Origin of the sequence: Desulfoluna butyratoxydans (genome assembly GCF_900699765.1) — a bacterium.
GTDB classification, from domain to species: domain Bacteria; phylum Desulfobacterota; class Desulfobacteria; order Desulfobacterales; family Desulfolunaceae; genus Desulfoluna; species Desulfoluna butyratoxydans.
Genome location: NZ_CAADHO010000001.1, coordinates 223,744 through 240,967 on the forward strand (window position 1 = coordinate 223,744; position 17,224 = coordinate 240,967).

Genomic DNA, 17,224 nt, shown 5'->3' on the forward strand with positions numbered 1-17,224 from the left:
GCTTGTAATATATAAAGCCACATCGCCAGTCTCATCACAGATGATGTGTCAATTCTTCGCACCAGGAGACCTCATCCCTGACTTCGACGGCGGGCTGCCCCACAGCAATCTTATTTGACCCGATGGCCCGTGTTACCATCGCGTTCATCCCGATAATCGAATGGTCCCCTACAGATCCGCCTTTCAGGACCACGCCGCCGTCGGCAATCCAGACATGGTCTCCGATGACAATGCTCCTGGCCGGATTGATTCGTCTGTCTCCTTGGAGGATATTGTGCCCGTCGCTCGTCATGATCTTCACATTGCGAGAAAATGAAGAGTTCTTGCCAACGGTTATGGAGATACCCGTCTCCCTTGCCGACAGATAGCTATTGTGACCGATGCGGCAATTGGCGCCGATCACGATGGAGCAATCATTTCCGTTGATCTCCAAAAAAGTACCGCAGACGCTCGCACCTTTGCCGATAATCAACCGGTTGTTCTGTCCCTTAATAGAGATAAAGCAACGTCTGACCCGTGCAGTCCGGTCTATTTGAACATGGTGACACCCGCTGATTCGCACTTTGTTTCGAATGTAAAGCAGTAAGGTTCTCATACTCATCATCCTTCTCCACCACACAATACGGCTATCCAAAGCAGCGTGGCCGACAAAACGCCTACCTGACCGGCACGAGCTGTAACATTTATTTCACGATTCCGTTGGCACACCAATGGGAATTCAGCCGCAGTTTTTCTGAATACACCCCAAAGCTCTTGTTGTAGGATTCAGCGCGAGCCGTCACCGGATGATGAAGATGGTACTGAACAGTATTGAACTTGGTTGATACAAACCGAACCCCCACAAGCCTCAGCCGGCGTTCGATATCCGTGTCTTCACCAATACAGGCGGTTTCAAAATCCTCGTCAAACCCATTGATCTGCAGCATCTTGTGTTTGGCCACACAAAAATTGGAGCCCACGATACCACATTTGCGAAAAGACAGACGAAAGGGAAGCCAAATGGCATTTTCCTTTCGTTTGCTGTCTGAGCAGACAACAGACATCAGGTTCACACCTGCAAAACCCAGCGCACCGCTCATCAACTTGTCCGTAAAGGATTGCCCGAGCATCACCCGACGGCCAAAAAGGCATACATCGCCCTGACACCGTTTTGCATACTGAGAAATAAACTGAGGGTGCAGCGCGCAATCACCGTCGATAAAGACCAGAAAGGCCCCTGACGCTGTCATCACGGCCTGGTTAAGGATCCTGCACTTCCGAAACCCGCGATCTTCCTGAGTCAGGTGCGTTATTGAAATGGGAGCGTGTGATCTGTAGGAGTCCACGACCTCTTTGATGGCCGTGCTGCGTCCGTCTTCAGCAACGATCACCTCAAAATGTTCATAGCTCTGCCTTACCACCGAGCGCAGGACAATATCGAGAAAATCCGACCGGTTGTAAGCAGAGATTATCAAGGTAATTTTCATTAGGTATCCATGTAAAAAAAATATGCTGTGCTAATGGTCAAGACGACGATTACCGTTCCAGGCCAAAAACAAGACCCTTCGGCCGACCGCCCAACCACCCCAAAGAGGTTCCCACCATGAACAGATGCTACATTGAGGTCAAAACATCAAGCATCTCCTGAAACTGCGCCTCTTCATCAAAGCAATCAGATGCCCTTTTGCACCCCTCTCGGGCCATCTGGTCCCTTTCTTCTCCGTGGGTGTAAAGGTACCCGATCTTATCGGCCAGATCCCGACTGTCAAGGCTCTCAAACAGCAAACCAGACCGGCCGTCTTCAATAATTTCAAGGGGGCCTCCGCGGTTGCTCCCGATGACGGGCACCCCGCACTTCATGGCTTCAATGAGAACCATCCCGAAGGTCTCCTCCTCCGGAGGCAGCACCACCACATCACAGGTCTGCATGAGCTCCTGCACGTTGGTTATAAACCCGGTAAACACGATATTGGACTCCAGCCCGTCTCGCTTCAGGCCTGCCTTGAGGTCTTCAAGGTACAAATCCGTCATGGCGTCCCCCACAAGAAGGGCTTTGACATCCATCCCCTGTTTTTTCAACTGCTTTATAGCATCAATCAGAAGATACTGTCCCTTTCCCTCCTCGATCCGGGCAACCACCCCCACGGTAAACGAAGTCCCCAAGGCATACTGCGCCCGCAGTGCCTGTTTTTGACCCTCATCAATGGGCTGAGGTGTTTTTGCACCGATATAATGGGTTTCCACGTTGGGTCTTACATCGGCCGGGACATACGCCTCGATCTGCTCCTGAACCTGGCGGGTAACCGCAATCATCATGTCCATGTGCTTGTATAAAAACTTATGGTACACATCGCCTTTGAAGCGGGTCATGGTCATGTGCCGGGACTGCACCAACTTTGGTTTTTTCCGGGAAAGCAGTTTGGCCAGAACGGCAAGGGGAATATCCTTGGTCCAATGGATATGGATAACGTCGATATCCTCTTCGTCGATGATGCCCGCAATTATCCTCGCAGCGTGAAACGGCCAGAGTTTAGGCGGTTTTCGGATGGGAATACACGGCACGCCGGCTTTGTCAAAGGCCCCTTTCAATCGTCCCGCCTCCGACACAATGCAGGTCAGGTTCACCTCGGGGGCAAGGAAGGTTGAAAGCCTCAAGGCATAAAGTTCAAGACCTCCAAGGTCCGGAGACAGGCACAATTGAAGAATATGTTGGTTCATACGAAAGACTCCGTTTCCTTATTCCTTTTGCGATGGTCGCGTCACCCACCTGGATGCACCGTCATCTTTATGAGGCAGGGACCACCCTGTGTTCTTTATTCCGGGAAACCATCAACCCCCCGAAAAGGACCAAGACCAGCAAAATCCCGCCGTACGACACAAGTTCCCCATGAAAAAACTGGCTTGCCAGAAACCCCGCCCCACCGGAAATGGCGGCCTGCACATACACAGCCTGTTCAGGGGGGACCCATGACAGGGATCGGAAAAGCTGATAGAACATGAGCGCACCACACACGGAAAACACAGAAAAAAAGAGCACCCCGCATTCGGCGAGGAGCTGGATATAGCTGTTGTGAAAGTTACCGGGAAACGTATTACTCCAGGGGTATTTCTTTTGATAGGACTCGGGCTGTGAGGCATAAAAAGCGCTGAACTGTTCGTCGATATTCTCCCGACCGGCTCCCAAGAACAGATGTTCTTTCGAAAAGTCCAAGCCTGCTCGCCACAGCTGGAGCCTGGCAAGGTTCGAATGGTTGGAGGTGGTATCCCCGATGGACTTGAACTCCGTTATCACCTTGCCTGCAGGACCGATGCTGCATGCGATCACCACCAGAACAACACCTGCAATAAGGCACCTGCGGTTAAACAGCAGAGCATATACCCCTAGCCCCAAGATAACACCCAGCCAGGCCCCGCGGATGGCGGTCATGATCAGCCCCCAGAAAAGCAGCCCTCCGGCACAGATCAAAACAGCAATGCCCACCACGCCTATTTTTCGCCTGAAATAACCGTTTCCGAGAAAGACGACAATGCTCAGAAGAGGGATCATCAGCATGTCCGCGGTGCGCCCGACAGCATGCCTGCCATGAAACAAACCAAACACTCGCTGTCCAGGCTCTGCCATCCCCCAGAGCACTGCCACAACGCCCGAGAGAAGCACGGCCCCCAAAAGCCAGCCAAATCTCTTTTCATCCCGGATCACGCCGGCGAGAGCAACAGGAAGAAGGAAAAATTTCATGTCGTTTAAAAACGAGGCCACTGAGGCCAACCCGCCTGAAACTGAAAACAGGGCCGTGACGGACCCTACACCAATGGGAATAAGAAAAAATGAAAGATAATTATTTTCCTTAAAAAGAGGCTGCCTGTTCACGCCCGCAGAGACAAGCCCCATGACAAGCAACAGCCCGCCCAAAGAGTTCATGGCTGCCTTGGAGACAAATACAAAAAGACAAAAAAGAACGGCAAGCCCGAAGGTCGCCTTATCCAGATATCCGCCCCATATATCTCGCTTACTTACTACGAAAGGTTCCTGTTCTTCCACACCTAACTCCTGAAAAATTATCAAAACATGGCACCAGGCAAGCCTGATCGCATGATCATCAAGCTTCATTAATATTGCTCAACAAGGGCAATTACCGGTACATCATGACCAGCCATAATAATAAGGGGCTTTCGCGAAGACGAGACAACGTTGATGCTTAAGACGTCCTGGTTCCGTGGAGCGATCTCTTCCTTCCATTGTATCCGATCGAGTGATCCCAACCGGCCCCGGTAGCCGCCTGAGCTTAGCCAACCAGGATCCAGCCGTAATATACGTTTAAAAATAACCGCACCATAACGAGCCATGACGTTCCACAGAAATGGAAACAAGATGAATCCATCGCCCCCCTAAATCGTCATACGGCCCGGGGTAGTATTTTGAAAAGAGATATCACAACCCGGAGGCTGTCACAACGCCATAAACCGAAGGTCATTGAACATCAAAAGAAACCGGAGGATTTAAGGTCCTTCCCGCCTGCCTGATGCAGTCGTGGGATATCGTTTCATTGCTCTCATTCCAGGCTTCCCGCTTACCGAAGGCCATTGGCAAGGTCACGATGTTACCCTCGTTCCACGGTAAATCATACGTATATTCAATGGACTTTTTCCCCCAATGTTTATATATTCAGCTCGAAAATTCCAGCAGTCTTCCTTAATCGACACTAACGCGCTTGCGCGAAAAAAAGCGACCATAATGAAAAAATTCTCACACGTTAAAAATTTCACAGGGTACATGGCCAAGGTGTACCATGAAGTCGTAAAACGAGCTGAAAAGCAGGATATCCTTGATATTCCTGCAGGAAATGGTCTCCTATCCCAGAAGCTCGCCCAAGCCGGCCACAACGTCGTCTGCGCTGATATCAATGCCGAAAAACCAGACTATGTATACGCCGACATGGAAGCGAGCCTTCCTTTTGAGGATCGGCGTTTCGATACCATCCTTTGCCTTGAAGGGGTCGAACATGTGATTGAGCCGAACCGGCTCATTTCCGAGCTGTGCAGAATTTGCCGGTCAAACGGGCGCGTGATCATCTCTCTGCCCAATATCCACAACCTGTACAGCAGGTTCCAGTTCCTCTTTACCGGGACATTTTTCCAGTTCGAGCCCTACGCCAACCAGCCCGTCCTTGAGCATGAAAAAATCGACAGGGGCCATATTTCGTCCCTGAGTATCGTTCAGCTCAAATATCTGTTCGCATGCCACGGGGCTGAACTCATAGGCATAAGCGGAGACAAGTTCAAGCGAAAAATCCTGATCCCTCTTCTCTCTCCGATTCTGCTCCTGGGATTTGCGTGGCTCCAGATGCCGAAATTCCGTAACCGGTGGAGCGGTGACAAGGCATCAAAATCCCCCAACTGGATGTTTCACCACAACCTGCTGTTCAGCCGGTCGCTCATTCTGATTTTCGAAAAAAAAGAGGGCGAAACAATCTCACCCAAATGACCTACGCGAGACACCACTGAAGCAAACCCTTATGAAAATACTGATTGTCCAGACCAGTTTCCTGGGGGATACCATCCTCTCAACGCCCGTCATCGAAGGCATCAAAAGCCTCCACCCCGATGCCGAGCTATGGATGATGACCACCCCCCTGTCCAGCCACCTCGTGGCCCACGACCCACTGCTCTCCGGGGTCATTCCCTATGACAAACGAGGGAGTGCCAAAGGGCTCAAAGGGCTTCGGGCCATGGCGGCGCAGGTGAGAGCCATGGGATTCCACCGGGTCTATTCTCTCCACCGATCCATCCGCACCAGTGTGATGCTGGCCCTTGCAGGAATCCCGGAGCGCATCGGTTTTTCCAATGCCAAAGGGCGCTTTCTCTACCATCGGACCTTTCGGCGGGATCCGTCGGTCCATGACGTACTGAGAAACCTTGCCATCCTTGAAGGCGAAACCGATATCACCACCTTGAAAGCTGACATGCGCCTTTTTCCGCCCCCTGATGGCGACATCTCCGAAAACCTCAAACAGGCCATGCCCCCGGGCCCCTTTGCCCTCATGGTTCCGGGAAGCGCCTGGGAGACCAAGATGTGGTATTCCGAAGGCTACCGTTCGGTTGCCAAGGCGCTCATCAACAAAGGGCTCTTCGTTGTGGTGGCCGGAGGCCCGGCTGAAGCCGAGGCTTGCAGTCAGGCTTCCCGGGGAATCCCGGCCATAAACCTGGCGGGAAAGACGGGCATCGGTGAGATGATCTGGGTCGCCAGCCGGGCAAACGTAATCATCTGCAACGACAGCATGGCCCTTCACATGGCATCGGCCCTCAAGGTGCCCAACGTGGCCATCTTCTGCTCCACAACCCCTGCCTTCGGCTTCGGGCCCTGGAAGAACAACGCCATTGTGGTGGAAAAAGAGCTGCCCTGCCGCCCCTGCGGCCGACACGGGAAACGGGAGTGCCCCAACGGCACCGAAGCGTGCATGCGGGAGATCACCCCGCAGCAGGTGCTCTCCGCCGTGGAGACCCTTCTGGCAGAGGAGCACTCATGAAGATCGGCCCCTACACCGTCACAAGCCCCCTTGCCCTCACACCCGACGAGGCAGCCCTTCTAATCGAGCGCCTGCCCGACACCCTGGCACAGACAACCAAAACCCTGGGAGGACGGGGCTCCCTGCAGTTCATCGACGGCATCGCCGGAAAGCATGTGGCCATCAAGCCTTTCCTGAGGGGAGGACTCCTGGGCAAGGTCAACCGAAAATTCTACATGGGATGCGGAAAGAGCAGGGCCGCTCAGGAGTATGAGCTCCTTGCCAGACTGGCTGCAACAAACGTCACGGCCCCTGCCCCCTTGGGTTTCATTGAATCGGGAAGACTGCTTCGATGCTGCTGGCTTCTCATGGAGACCGTGCCCCACGACCACACACTGGCCACAGCCCCTCTCCCGGAAGACCGGCTGGAGACCCTCTTTGCCCGCCTTGCCCCCCAGATGAAAGCCCTGCTCGATATGGAAATCCACCATGTGGACCTGCACCCGGGCAACATCATCGTCACCAAAGATGACCTGCCCGTTCTCATCGATTTCGACAAGGCCCGGGAAGAGGTCGGTCCCCGGCAGGAGCTTGCTGACCTCTACGTCAAAAGGTGGCTCCGGGCCGTGAAAAAGCACAATCTGCCCGAAACCCTCGGCCGTCATTTCATCCGCATCATGGACGGTCTGTAGGCGGTCCGGCATAGCGCTCAAGGGCCAGGTCGATCTTTTCCGTGACGTCGGAAACTGAGATGTACTCCATGCGCCCTGTCTTAAAATAGCGCCTGGCTCCGTTCTCTTCCGCAGATTCCGTGAACCGGTCGATGAGAAGCTCCGGAAACCGCCTGTAGGGTCCGCAGCGCCTGGGGTTGGAATACCCGAACAGACTCACGGTGGGCACATTGAGGGCCACAGCCATATGCAGGGGCCCCGTGTCCGGGGAGACCACCACCGTGGAGCCCGACAGCACCACGAGAAGATCCCGGATACCGTTTTGAAGAGCAATGACGGGTTTGGTCTCAGCCAGGCGGCTGATCTCGTCGGCAAGGGCCTTCTCCCGCGGACTGGGGCCCCCGGTAAGAACCGGAACCAGACCTTTTCGGGCCACGTGATCCACGGCCTCGGCGTACCGGGCCGCAGGCCAGTCTTTGTCCGGACTGGACGAAGCCACCACAAAGGTAACGGCCGGAGCCCCCAGGCCGTCAAAAAAGGCTACCCGCTCCTCCTGCTCGGCGTCGGTGAACCCGAAATTCCACGCCACAGGGTAATCCGTTACGCCCAGGTACTCCGCAAACTCAAAAAACTGGTCCTGAACGTGCCCCGGAGTCTTTTTGGGGATGCGCCGGTTGGAAAAGAGCCACTGGCACTCCCGGGACCGGGCCATGTCAAAGCCCAGCTTGAGCCGGCCCTTGATCAGGGTGGAGATGGCGCTGGCCTTGATGCTCACCTGGAGCATGAGGACCACGTCATACACCTCACCCTTGAACCGTTTTCGCAACGCCTGCCAGTGCTTGCGCCCTCCTTTGCGATCAAAGAGCACATAGTGGTCCGCCGCGCCCTGGTGCTTGACCATCTCATAGGCCAGGGGCTGGAGCACCCAGGTAATCTCCGCGTCCGGGTATCCGTGGCGCAGCGCCTCCACCAGGGCCATGGCATGGACCACGTCCCCCAGGGCCGATGTTCTTATCACACATATCTTTTTAGCCGGAAATTTGTCCATTCCCACATCCTTCCCACGTTTGTAACTCGCCGGTTCAAAAGGCCGTGCTGCCCTTGCCGGAAGGCCATGTTTTCGGCAACCATGGGAGAGGGAAAATCCCCTTCCACTGCCGGGCAACGCTGTGATATGACTTGATGCACCAAACAGCCGCCTCACACGAAGCCCAACACCAGCCGTCCCGTGTGTCCATAACCCAAACAACGACACTGTGATACCATGACCCGATACAAAGAGATAGACATAACCAAGGTCCGGACCTACTCCGCCACCCTGCGCCCTTCCAAAGTAACCACCTCCCTTGAAGGTACCCCTTGCGAGGCGGGAACCTCCATGGCCCGATTCTTCCAAAACCTTCCCGGGATCTTAAAGGCAGGGGACCTCCTGGCCGTGGCCCGTGCCGTGGTGGAAGCAAAGGCCAAGGGCAAGCCCGTCATGGCCATGATCGGCGGACACGTCATCAAGACAGGCTGCTCCCCCATCCTTGCCGACCTTGCCCGGCAGGGATTCATCACCCACTTTGCCTCCAACGGCGCGGCCGGAATTCACGACACCGAGCTGGCCCGGTTCGGCCACACATCGGAAGACGTGGCCGCCCAGCTGGAAGACGGCTCCTTCGGCATGGCCGAAGACACGGCCGCCCTGGTCAACAAAGCCGCCGAACGGGCAGCGGAAGGAACCGAAGGGTTCGGTCAGGCCGTGGGTGCCATGCTCATCGAAGAAGACGCCCCCCACAGGGGCCGGGCCCTGTTGGCCAGGACCCACGAGCTGGGAATCCCCTACACCCTCCACGTGGCCCTGGGCACCGACATTGTCCATCAGCACCCCACCGCCAGGGGAGCCGCCATCGGCGAAGCGTCCTTAAGGGACTTTCGCATCTTTGCCCACAGCGTCTCCAACCTTGGGGGCGGCGGGGTGGTCCTGAACTTCGGCAGCGCCGTCATCATGCCCGAAGTGTTCCTCAAAGCCCTGGCCGTGGCCCGAAACCTGGGGCACAAGGTCACCCACTTCACCACGGCAAACTTCGACATGATCCAACATTACCGGCCCCACGTCAACGTGGTCTCCCGCCCCGTCATGCCGGGTGGCAAAGGCTATGCCATCACAGGCCACCACGAGATCATGATCCCCCTGCTGGCCTCGGCCATCATGGAGATCGAAGCCGGCAACCTGTAGCGCCCCGAGCGCCTGTAACCAGACAAAGGAAACCCGACACACCATGCACATCAACACCGATACCTTCAGCAACACACGCGTCCTTGTGGTGGGCGACGTCATGCTGGACCGATATATCTGGGGAGAGGTGGAGCGGATCTCACCCGAGGCCCCGGTCCCTGTGGTCAAAACCGGTGAGACCACCGAAATTTTAGGCGGCGCAGGCAATGTGGCTGCCAACCTGGCCGGATTGGGATGCCAGGTGACCCTGGTGGGCCTCCTGGGGGATGACGAAACCGGCAGGCGCGTCACCTGGCTTGCACAGGACATGGGCATCGCAACGGACGGCCTTGTGGCTTCCAAAGAACGTCCCACCACCACCAAGACGCGCATCATGGCCCAGAAGCAGCAGCTCTTCCGCCTGGACAGCGAAATGGCCGACACACTTTCCGAGGCTGACGAAGCCCAACTCATGACCACCTGCAAATCAATCCTGGAAACCGCAGACGCCCTGATTCTCTCCGATTACGGAAAAGGGATGATGCAGACCGAAGGGACCTGCCAGGCCCTGATAAGGCTGGCCGCAGACAAAGGGATCCCTGTGTTCGTGGACCCCAAGGGAAGCGACTGGGACCGTTACCACGGAGCCACCTGCATCACCCCCAACACCAGTGAACTGGAACTGGTCCTGGGGCATCGCCTCACCCCAAGCGAAGCAGCCGTCACCGATCAGGTGGAAGAGACCCGAACCACCTACGGCCTGGCCAACCTTCTCCTCACCCGAGGTGCCGACGGCATGTGCCTCAAGGCAGGGCAGCAGGACGCCCTGTTCATCCCCACCGAAGCCAGAGAGGTCTTTGATGTCTCCGGCGCCGGAGACACGGTCATCGCTACCCTGGCTGCAGCCGTGGCCGCAGGATTCCCCTTTGACGCCTCCGCGCGCCTGGCCAACGCAGCCGCAGGCATCGTGGTGGGTAAGCTGGGAACGAGGCCCGTCACCATCGGCGAGCTCAAGCAGGTGGAAAGCGACAAGAAAAAATCGGATTTCATCAAGACCTGTGACCGGTCAACAGCCGCGCACACCGTGGCCCGCTGGCAGGACAACGGCGACAAGGTGGTCTTCACCAACGGCTGCTTCGACCTGCTCCACCACGGCCACGTGGACATTCTCCACAAGTCCAGGAACCTGGGAGACCGCCTGGTGGTGGGTCTCAACAGCGACGCCTCGGTGCGCAGGCTCAAGGGAAGCCGTCGCCCCATCGTGGGTGAAGAGGACCGCGGCGCCATCTTGAGCGCCCTCTCCTCCGTGGATCTCGTGGTTATCTTTGACGAAGACACCCCCATCGAGCTGATCCGGGCGTTAAAGCCCGATATCCTGGTCAAGGGAGCGGACTACAAGCCCCATGAGGTGGTGGGCAAAGAGGTGGTGGAGAGCTACGGCGGCCGTGTGGAACTCGTCCCCCTCATGGAGGGCCGTAGCACCACGGGCATTGAGCAGCGTATTTTAGACAAGCAGTAAAGATCTGGTCCCCATCACCGTTAACAGACGGCATAAAAAAAAGGCGACACGGTCATCCGTGGCGCCTTTTTTTGTTCTCATATCTCTGACGTAACCCTTCAGTTATGCCTCCGGCGGGTCGCTTTTTCAATAAAGCTCCGCAACAACCTTCCGGCCGCCTCTCCTTTCGTTGTTCGGCCCTTAGGGTTGAGCAACGAAAGGATACGCAAACTCGTAGTGTTGCATGTCACCTATGATCAGGGAGTCAGCCCTGCCATCTCCTTGGAGCTTGAAGGCAGGGAGCTTCCTTTCATGATCCGCCACCACCCCAGGGCCCGCCAGCTCCGAACAAGCCGTGACACCTCGCCGGTGTCCGGGGCCTCAGCCTCCTCGGCGTAAGGAAGGTGCTCCACACGGTTACCGGAGATCATGTACCCGGGGGTCACCATCATGCCCCGCCCGATGCCCACCTGCCTGCGGTCCGGATCCAGCATGCTGGAGCCCAGGCTGTGATAGGTATGGCCCTTTGGAGCTGCCAGGTCGAGCAAGGTGGGCATGATGTCCAGATGACTTCCTGCCACCTGCTTGGGAATGGGTACCCCGCTGAGCACCTCTTTTCCGTACAGCACAAAGGGGACGCTGCGGCTCTCGTAAAGGGAAGGATGTTCGTTCAAAAATTTCCGGGACCAGTGGTCCCCTGTAATGGCAAACAGAGCCTTGGGAAACCGCTTCTCCGCTTCCCGGACAAACCGTCCCAGCTCATGGTCCGCGTACCACAGGTGGCCAAAGGTGGCCAGGGGGATCTTTCCGTCGTACACATCCGAAAGCTCAGGCGGAATCTCCTTTAAAGAGAATCCTTTGCCGTACACGTCCAGATCATACGGCGGATGATAGGTTGTGGAGAGGATCAGGTTAAAAGACGGTGTCTCCTTGTCGAGCTGTTTCAGGATAAAATCGAAAAGGTCCCCGTCATCCACGCCCCACTCGTTGCCCTTGAGCCAATCACCCATGTGGTTGCCGCCGTAGCACCTGTCGAACCCCTGGTTCAGGGCGAAATCCTCAAGACGCTGCCAGGAGAGGTAGCCCCCGTAAAACAGGTTGGTCTCATACCCTAAATCTTTGAATTGAGGAGCCATGGAGGTGGGAAACGGTTTCTGGGCTGCGGGCTGGTAATTGGTGATCACCCCCACATCGGGGAGCCCTGTCATGATGGCGGACAGGGAGACCATGGTCCCGCTGCTGGCGGAGATAAAGGATCGCACCTGCATCCCCTCTTTCCCCAGGCGCGCCATCTCAGGCATCAGGTTCAGGGAACGGTACCGCTCAAGGGTGGACCAGCTGTCCATGCTCTCCATGACAAAATAAAAGATGTGCTTGGGCCGCTGCGCTGCCGCTCCCCTACTGGTCCGGGCCATGGCAGCGTCCAGGGAATTTCCGGGGACTTCGCCAAAGAGGGATCTCACAGCCCCTTGCATATCTCCGTCCGGCAAAATGCTCTCAAGGCCTGCCGCGCTTGCCACCTTCTTATGGTGCTTTACGGTGTAGCGAAGGGCGGACCAGGGATTCAGCACCATGCGGTTCAAAAAGGAATCCCGGGTGACGGAAGCATCTTTCAGCTGGACCGGCCTACTCACAACCGATCCCCGTCCGCAGAAGGTCACGATGCAGAGCATGCAGGCCACGGTCACCGCTTTCATGGGCAGGGATTTGCCAAGATAAGAGAACCAGGCATCCGGAAAGACAGGCGTCTTGATTAACCTTAAGGCACATTTCAGGGCCAAGAGATAAAAAAGAACCGTTGCCACGGTGATGGTCACCACAGGGTAGCTGGTCCACGCCGACTTGATCACAGCACCAAAGTCATCGTACACCGCCCCAAAAATCCACTGGTTAAAGGTGTCCTTGTATTCAGTGACGAACATGAAGTTCACCGAAAAGACAACGGCGTTCAACAGCAGGGCGATGCGAGCCATCCATGCCCGCACCACGGTAGCGCCCCTTGAGACGTCCGCAAACGCACACATGATCGAGGTGAGAAAGGTGGGAATCAGAACCAACACGGATACGCGACCGTCAAACCGGAGCCCACTGAAAAAAGCAAGGATATAGTCTGTCAGGCCGATACTTCCAGTCACGGCATCTCGAAACATCACAAGGACAAACAGACGATAAAGCTGCAAGGTAAGGATCAAAAACAAAAGCAGTTTCATATCCTTCTGCAACTCAACACAAAAGGCCTTCCAAGACAGGCGCAACTTCCTGGGGTACTGCATACAACGTCTCCTGAAACACACCGATACATATTCCCATGCTCCGCTCTTATTTGTAAGAAGCGGCAGCAGACTTCGATCATCCCGGTGCGATTTCTTTGTATGATCCTTACCGAAGCCCTGGGGCAGAATCATCATTCGGAGGCCTATTTAATACATCTACCCGCGCAATTAAAGCTATTTCTCCGTTGTCGGTTCCCGGCAACCACTCCCCGACAGGCTTGACAAACCCCACAATGCCCCCCCTGCCGCACAGAAACGCCGCAAAAAAAACCACTGAACCGGATGATCCCAGGAAGGGAAGATGGAAGGCTCGTCCATATGAACCATGGAGCGCATTGATGAAGAAGGGAGGGAAAAAACAGGAAGAACCTGGAAAGGTGCCAAAGGGGAGCCGCTCCCACACGAACTCCCCTCCGGCGTTGACATAGAATCGTCAACTAGGTCCATAGCACACAACAGCGGGTTTTCACAGCATGAAAGCGTATCCGCCATGCGATTACCGCTGGATTGACCTGTGAAGAGAGAGTCCCAAAAGGAAGAGAGACAACCAAAAACAGCAACATCGCACCGTTGTATGTATCTGGCCCCCGCACCGATCCAGCTCACCTTCGGCGGGGCGATTTTTAAAAACGCCATGGTCCGGGTACGGTGGAACCGGATTTACCAACGAAACCGGCTGCAAAGGAACAAAACCGGTATTTATTGGCGTATCAGGGTCTCTAAAAGGGAGGTGACGGCAGGGAGGTCCTCATTGAAGTCCATGGAAACCATAATGGTGGCAAGGGGCATGGAGGCCATGGATCGTACCTTGACTCTGTCCTTGTCCGTGGTGAGCAGAACAGAGGCACCGCAGGACCTTGCCTGCTCTTCCAGGGCAGCGATCTCCGCCTCGGTGTAGGGGTGATGATCCCCGAAAAACCGACGCCCGGCAATGGTCACACCGAGCTTTTCAGCCCCCTCTTCCACGGCATGGTTCTTGGCGATGCCGGAAAAGAGAAAAACCGGCCCCAGTTCATCCGGGGTAACGGGGCGTCCCGTGCCGTCCACAAGGGTGGCCCGGTGAGTGGACGAAAGCACAGGCAGAGAAGCGGCCATACCCCTCAACTCTTCGGGCAGATGGTCAGAAAATCCATGGACATCCCCTTGGCCTGCACGGGTCAACACCACGGCGTCGGCCCATGAAAGGGCGGACAGGGGTTCGCGCAAGGACCCCCTCGGCAGGACATGGCCGTTGCCAAAGGGTCGACGGCCGTCGGCCAGAAGGATATTCAGGTCCCGGGCCAGACGGATATGCTGGTAGGCGTCGTCCAGAATCACCACATCGGGCCGGAACCGATCGCAGGCTTCCATGCCCGCCGCATACCGATCGCTGCCGATGACCACGGGCACTCCGGGAAGCTGCTCGGCCATCATCACCGGCTCATCGCCGGCCTCATGGGGGGAGAGAAACACGACGTCACCGTCGGAGACCACGGCCCCCCTTTTTGATAGACTCCCGCCATACCCTCGGCTCACAATGACCACCCTGGCCCCTTTCTGTTGGAACCAGCGGGCCGCAAAAAGGGTCATGGGGGTCTTGCCCGTGCCCCCGGCGGTGAGGTTGCCGATGGCCACGACCTTTGCAGGCAGTCGTTTTGCCTCCAGCAGCCCCTGTTCATAGGCCGCCCGCTTGGCCCGCCCCAGGGCGCCGTACACCTTGGAGAGCCCCAGAAGGGCAAATTTGGGCGAAACCGGAGAGGTCCGCCCATCGTCTTCAAAGGCACGTTCAATGTAATCCGTCATAATCCCCATGCAATCACTCGCTTCCCTTTACGAAATCCAGGCAGCCCATCACTCCACATCCTGCAACAGAAGCCCGCCCCCACAGAGAAAAACCACATCGGCGGCCCAGGCGGCAACAAAGGGGGGCAGCATTTCGCCGTACCCCAGGGAGAGGCAGAGGCTGTAGAAGACCCAGAAGAGAAAGGCGGCGCAGATGCCGATGCCCACGGACACGGGAATCCCTTCATGACGCTCCCGCGTAAGGGCAATGCCGGAGCCGATCATCACCATCATGAGGCAAAGCAGGGGAAAGGCCATCTTGGCATGAAAATCCACCCGATAGCGGGTGACATCGTACCCCTCTTTTTCCATCTTTCGGATGTACTCCCAGAGGTCAAAAAAACTCATCTCCCGGGCCTGTTTGACCACGCTGCCCAGGTCCTCGGGCATCACCCCCACCATGTCGATGGCGGCCGACACATACTGGGAACGCTGGCCTTCCGACGCCACGGGTTCCTGGACAATGACATCCTTGAGGGACCAGCCCCTGCCCGTATACACTCCGGAGGCGGCATCCACCCGGCGCACAGGGACAAAAGAGTCAGGGGCAAACCGGGTGATGGAGACCCCGGAGAGGGTCTTGGTGGCGATGGTGTAATGCTTGATGTAAATGATCTCCCGCCCGTGCCGCAACCAGATGTTGTTTCCGTGGGTCGTCTGGATATTGCGTTTTTTGATCTCCACCATGCGAATATAGGTGGCCTTGTTCAGGGCAACGGGAACCAGGGTTTCCGCCAGGATAAACACGAGGAGGGTCAGGATGATACCCGCCCACGCCAGGGGCTTCACCAGCCTCCAGGCGCTGATCCCGCCGCCCATGAGGGCCACCACTTCATTGTTTCTCCGCATGAGCCCGAACAGGACCACGCTGGACAACAGGGCGCACACCGGGGTCATCATCACGATAATCCCCAGGTTCCTCATCACCACGAACCCCACCCCGTCCAGGAGGTTGTAATTGGCCCTGAGGAACTTTGATATCCACGAAAGGTAATCGATGGCCACCACCAGAAAGAAGACCACCACCTGGATCATGGCAAAATACTTGAAAAACTGCTTCAGAACATACCGCTGGATGATGTTCATGATTGCCCTCCTTTCCGGAAGGGCCCGATGACCCGACGCACACACGACAGAATCAACCCGCCCAGCACATCAAACCCCAGCGTCTTCTCCCGGGAGACCCTCACCAGAAACACCAGGCCCGCGCTTCCCATGACCACGTTGCCCATCCAGAGGGCCAGCTCCGGAGGAACCGCCCCGGACTTGCCCAGGGACCATCCCGATGCATGCATTACATAATAGAGCAGAAAACAGACAAGGCCCAGCCCCATGCCCGATCCTTTGCGGGAAAACGCGCTTCGAAGCCCCAGGGGAATGGAGAGGATCCCCAGGGTCAGGGCCGCCAGGGCCAGGGCAAATTTTTCGTTGAGCTCCATGATGGCCGTATCGGGATTGCGCCCCGCCTTCTTCTCCGATGCGATGTGGGCGGAAAGCTCCGACAGGCTCATTTCGTCCCGGGCCTTGCTTCCCAGCTTCTTCTTGGAGCTGAGCTTGCCGAAGTTCACCCGGATGTCGTAGGTGGAAAAGGCAATGGCATTGACCGACCGGTTCTTCAGGTTCACCTGATTGACCTCGCCGTCAAAAAGGCGCAGGGTCAGTGTTTCAGACTCCTTGGAGAAAAACCTCACCCCCCTGGGAGCTGAGATGGCCACCTCGCTTTCGGGGTTCCGGGTGTCCCGGATAAACACACCGTGGAGGCTCTTGTCCTCAGGGTTGATGCGCTCCACATAGAGCATCACCCCGTCGAAGTTGGTGTTAAAGGTGCCCTCTTTCAGGGAGGCGTCCACACCGGCGGAGGCTATGTTCACCACCATCTTTTTATAGGAGTAGTTCCCCCAGGGGACACCGTAAACCGTCACACCCAGGGTCAGAAGAGAGCCCACCACACAAAAGGCCCCCACCGGGTACAGGATGGCGGAAAGCCCGGCGCCGCCAGCCTTGATGGCAACGATCTCCCGGTCGGCGGACATGCGCAAAAGGGTCAGCAGCACCGCCATCATCACAGACATGGGCAGGGTGTACTGCATCATCACCGGCAGGGTGTAGCCCACCATGGCAAGAACCGTGGAAAGACTCGCCCGGTAATTCACCACCAGGTCGGTGATGTCGATGATTTTGGTCAGGAGAAAGACAAGGCTGAGAAAGCCCAGGCACAGTAAAAATGGCTGCAGCAGCTCTTTCAGAATGTAGCGATTGATAATGGTAATGGAGGTCAC

Annotated in this window: 14 protein-coding genes; 5 read left to right on the plus strand and 9 right to left on the minus strand. The window is 56.5% G+C overall.

The annotated features are described in order from the left end of the window. Positions 1-34 precede the first annotated feature (34 nt). From MSL71_RS01085 to MSL71_RS01100, 4 genes are all read right to left on the minus strand, one after another. Positions 35-595 (minus strand): acyltransferase, encoded by a 561-nt coding sequence (locus MSL71_RS01085; protein WP_180136831.1) that lies wholly within the window; start codon positions 593-595, stop codon positions 35-37. An 88-nt stretch (positions 596-683) separates the two neighbouring features. Continuing rightward, positions 684-1,466 (minus strand): glycosyltransferase, encoded by a 783-nt coding sequence (locus MSL71_RS01090; RefSeq protein ID WP_180136832.1) that lies wholly within the window; start codon positions 1,464-1,466, stop codon positions 684-686. 127 nt (positions 1,467-1,593) lie between these two features. Then, positions 1,594-2,697, minus strand: coding sequence for a glycosyltransferase family 4 protein (locus tag MSL71_RS01095; protein ID WP_180136833.1), 1,104 nt, complete (start codon positions 2,695-2,697; stop codon positions 1,594-1,596). Between the two features lie 67 nt (positions 2,698-2,764). After that, positions 2,765-4,087 (minus strand): O-antigen ligase family protein, encoded by a 1,323-nt coding sequence (locus MSL71_RS01100; RefSeq protein ID WP_180136834.1) that lies wholly within the window; start codon positions 4,085-4,087, stop codon positions 2,765-2,767. A gap of 543 nt (positions 4,088-4,630) precedes the next feature. Between MSL71_RS01100 and MSL71_RS01105 the strand changes: the two genes are divergently transcribed. Genes MSL71_RS01105 through MSL71_RS01115 form a run of 3 tightly spaced genes read left to right on the plus strand, consistent with a single transcriptional unit; the run spans position 4,631 to position 7,174 of the window. Beyond that, the gene (locus MSL71_RS01105; protein ID WP_180136835.1) at positions 4,631-5,461 is read left to right on the plus strand and encodes a class I SAM-dependent methyltransferase; all 831 of its coding nucleotides are present in this window, start codon (positions 4,631-4,633) and stop codon (positions 5,459-5,461) included. Positions 5,462-5,492: 31 nt separating this feature from the next. Beyond that, a complete protein-coding gene (locus MSL71_RS01110) occupies positions 5,493-6,503 on the plus strand; it encodes a glycosyltransferase family 9 protein (protein ID WP_180136836.1) in 1,011 nt (336 codons plus the stop codon). Next, a complete protein-coding gene (locus tag MSL71_RS01115; protein WP_180136837.1) occupies positions 6,500-7,174 on the plus strand; it encodes a lipopolysaccharide kinase InaA family protein in 675 nt (224 codons plus the stop codon). Before MSL71_RS01110 ends, MSL71_RS01115 begins: the two co-directional genes overlap by 4 nt. Here MSL71_RS01115 and MSL71_RS01120 read toward each other — a convergent pair. Continuing rightward, on the minus strand, positions 7,158-8,201 hold the full coding sequence (locus tag MSL71_RS01120) for a glycosyltransferase family 9 protein (RefSeq protein WP_180136838.1): 1,044 nt from the start codon (positions 8,199-8,201) through the stop codon (positions 7,158-7,160). The genes MSL71_RS01115 and MSL71_RS01120 overlap by 17 nt on opposite strands. Before the next feature lie 216 nt (positions 8,202-8,417). Here MSL71_RS01120 and MSL71_RS01125 point away from each other — a divergent pair, with 216 nt between their 5' ends. Both MSL71_RS01125 and hldE read left to right on the plus strand, forming a co-directional pair. Beyond that, the gene (locus MSL71_RS01125) at positions 8,418-9,374 is read left to right on the plus strand and encodes a GSU2086 family protein (RefSeq protein WP_180136839.1); all 957 of its coding nucleotides are present in this window, start codon (positions 8,418-8,420) and stop codon (positions 9,372-9,374) included. Between the two features lie 43 nt (positions 9,375-9,417). Further along, complete coding sequence (gene hldE, locus MSL71_RS01130; protein WP_180136840.1) at positions 9,418-10,872, plus strand: bifunctional D-glycero-beta-D-manno-heptose-7-phosphate kinase/D-glycero-beta-D-manno-heptose 1-phosphate adenylyltransferase HldE; 1,455 nt, start codon at positions 9,418-9,420, stop codon at positions 10,870-10,872. Between the two features lie 236 nt (positions 10,873-11,108). On the opposite strand, the gene MSL71_RS01135 is transcribed toward hldE, so the two are convergent. The 4 genes from MSL71_RS01135 to lptF form a co-directional block, all read right to left on the minus strand. Next, complete coding sequence (locus MSL71_RS01135) at positions 11,109-13,061, minus strand: LTA synthase family protein (RefSeq protein WP_180136841.1); 1,953 nt, start codon at positions 13,059-13,061, stop codon at positions 11,109-11,111. A gap of 762 nt (positions 13,062-13,823) precedes the next feature. After that, positions 13,824-14,906: a tetraacyldisaccharide 4'-kinase gene (lpxK, locus tag MSL71_RS01140; RefSeq protein WP_180136842.1), complete on the minus strand. Its 1,083-nt coding sequence runs from the start codon at positions 14,904-14,906 to the stop codon at positions 13,824-13,826. Between the two features lie 48 nt (positions 14,907-14,954). After that, positions 14,955-16,031, minus strand: a complete 1,077-nt coding sequence (lptG, locus tag MSL71_RS01145) for an LPS export ABC transporter permease LptG (RefSeq protein ID WP_180136843.1) — start codon at positions 16,029-16,031, stop codon at positions 14,955-14,957. Further along, entirely contained in the window at positions 16,028-17,224 is a 1,197-nt protein-coding gene (gene lptF, locus MSL71_RS01150) for an LPS export ABC transporter permease LptF (RefSeq protein WP_180136844.1), read from the minus strand. The genes lptG and lptF overlap by 4 nt, the downstream gene beginning before the upstream one ends.

Coding starts and splice junctions, on each gene's coding strand:
- MSL71_RS01110 (WP_180136836.1), top strand. CDS start 5,493: ATGAAAATACTGATTGTCCAGACCAGTTTCCTGGGGGATACCATCCTC.
- lpxK (WP_180136842.1), bottom strand. CDS start 14,906: ATGACGGATTACATTGAACGTGCCTTTGAAGACGATGGGCGGACCTCT.
- MSL71_RS01090 (WP_180136832.1), bottom strand. CDS start 1,466: ATGAAAATTACCTTGATAATCTCTGCTTACAACCGGTCGGATTTTCTC.
- MSL71_RS01105 (WP_180136835.1), top strand. CDS start 4,631: ATGTTTATATATTCAGCTCGAAAATTCCAGCAGTCTTCCTTAATCGAC.
- MSL71_RS01085 (WP_180136831.1), bottom strand. CDS start 595: ATGAGAACCTTACTGCTTTACATTCGAAACAAAGTGCGAATCAGCGGG.
- MSL71_RS01135 (WP_180136841.1), bottom strand. CDS start 13,061: ATGAAACTGCTTTTGTTTTTGATCCTTACCTTGCAGCTTTATCGTCTG.
- MSL71_RS01115 (WP_180136837.1), top strand. CDS start 6,500: ATGAAGATCGGCCCCTACACCGTCACAAGCCCCCTTGCCCTCACACCC.
- MSL71_RS01100 (WP_180136834.1), bottom strand. CDS start 4,087: ATGAAGCTTGATGATCATGCGATCAGGCTTGCCTGGTGCCATGTTTTG.
- MSL71_RS01120 (WP_180136838.1), bottom strand. CDS start 8,201: ATGGACAAATTTCCGGCTAAAAAGATATGTGTGATAAGAACATCGGCC.
- MSL71_RS01095 (WP_180136833.1), bottom strand. CDS start 2,697: ATGAACCAACATATTCTTCAATTGTGCCTGTCTCCGGACCTTGGAGGT.
- MSL71_RS01125 (WP_180136839.1), top strand. CDS start 8,418: ATGACCCGATACAAAGAGATAGACATAACCAAGGTCCGGACCTACTCC.
- lptG (WP_180136843.1), bottom strand. CDS start 16,031: ATGAACATCATCCAGCGGTATGTTCTGAAGCAGTTTTTCAAGTATTTT.
- hldE (WP_180136840.1), top strand. CDS start 9,418: ATGCACATCAACACCGATACCTTCAGCAACACACGCGTCCTTGTGGTG.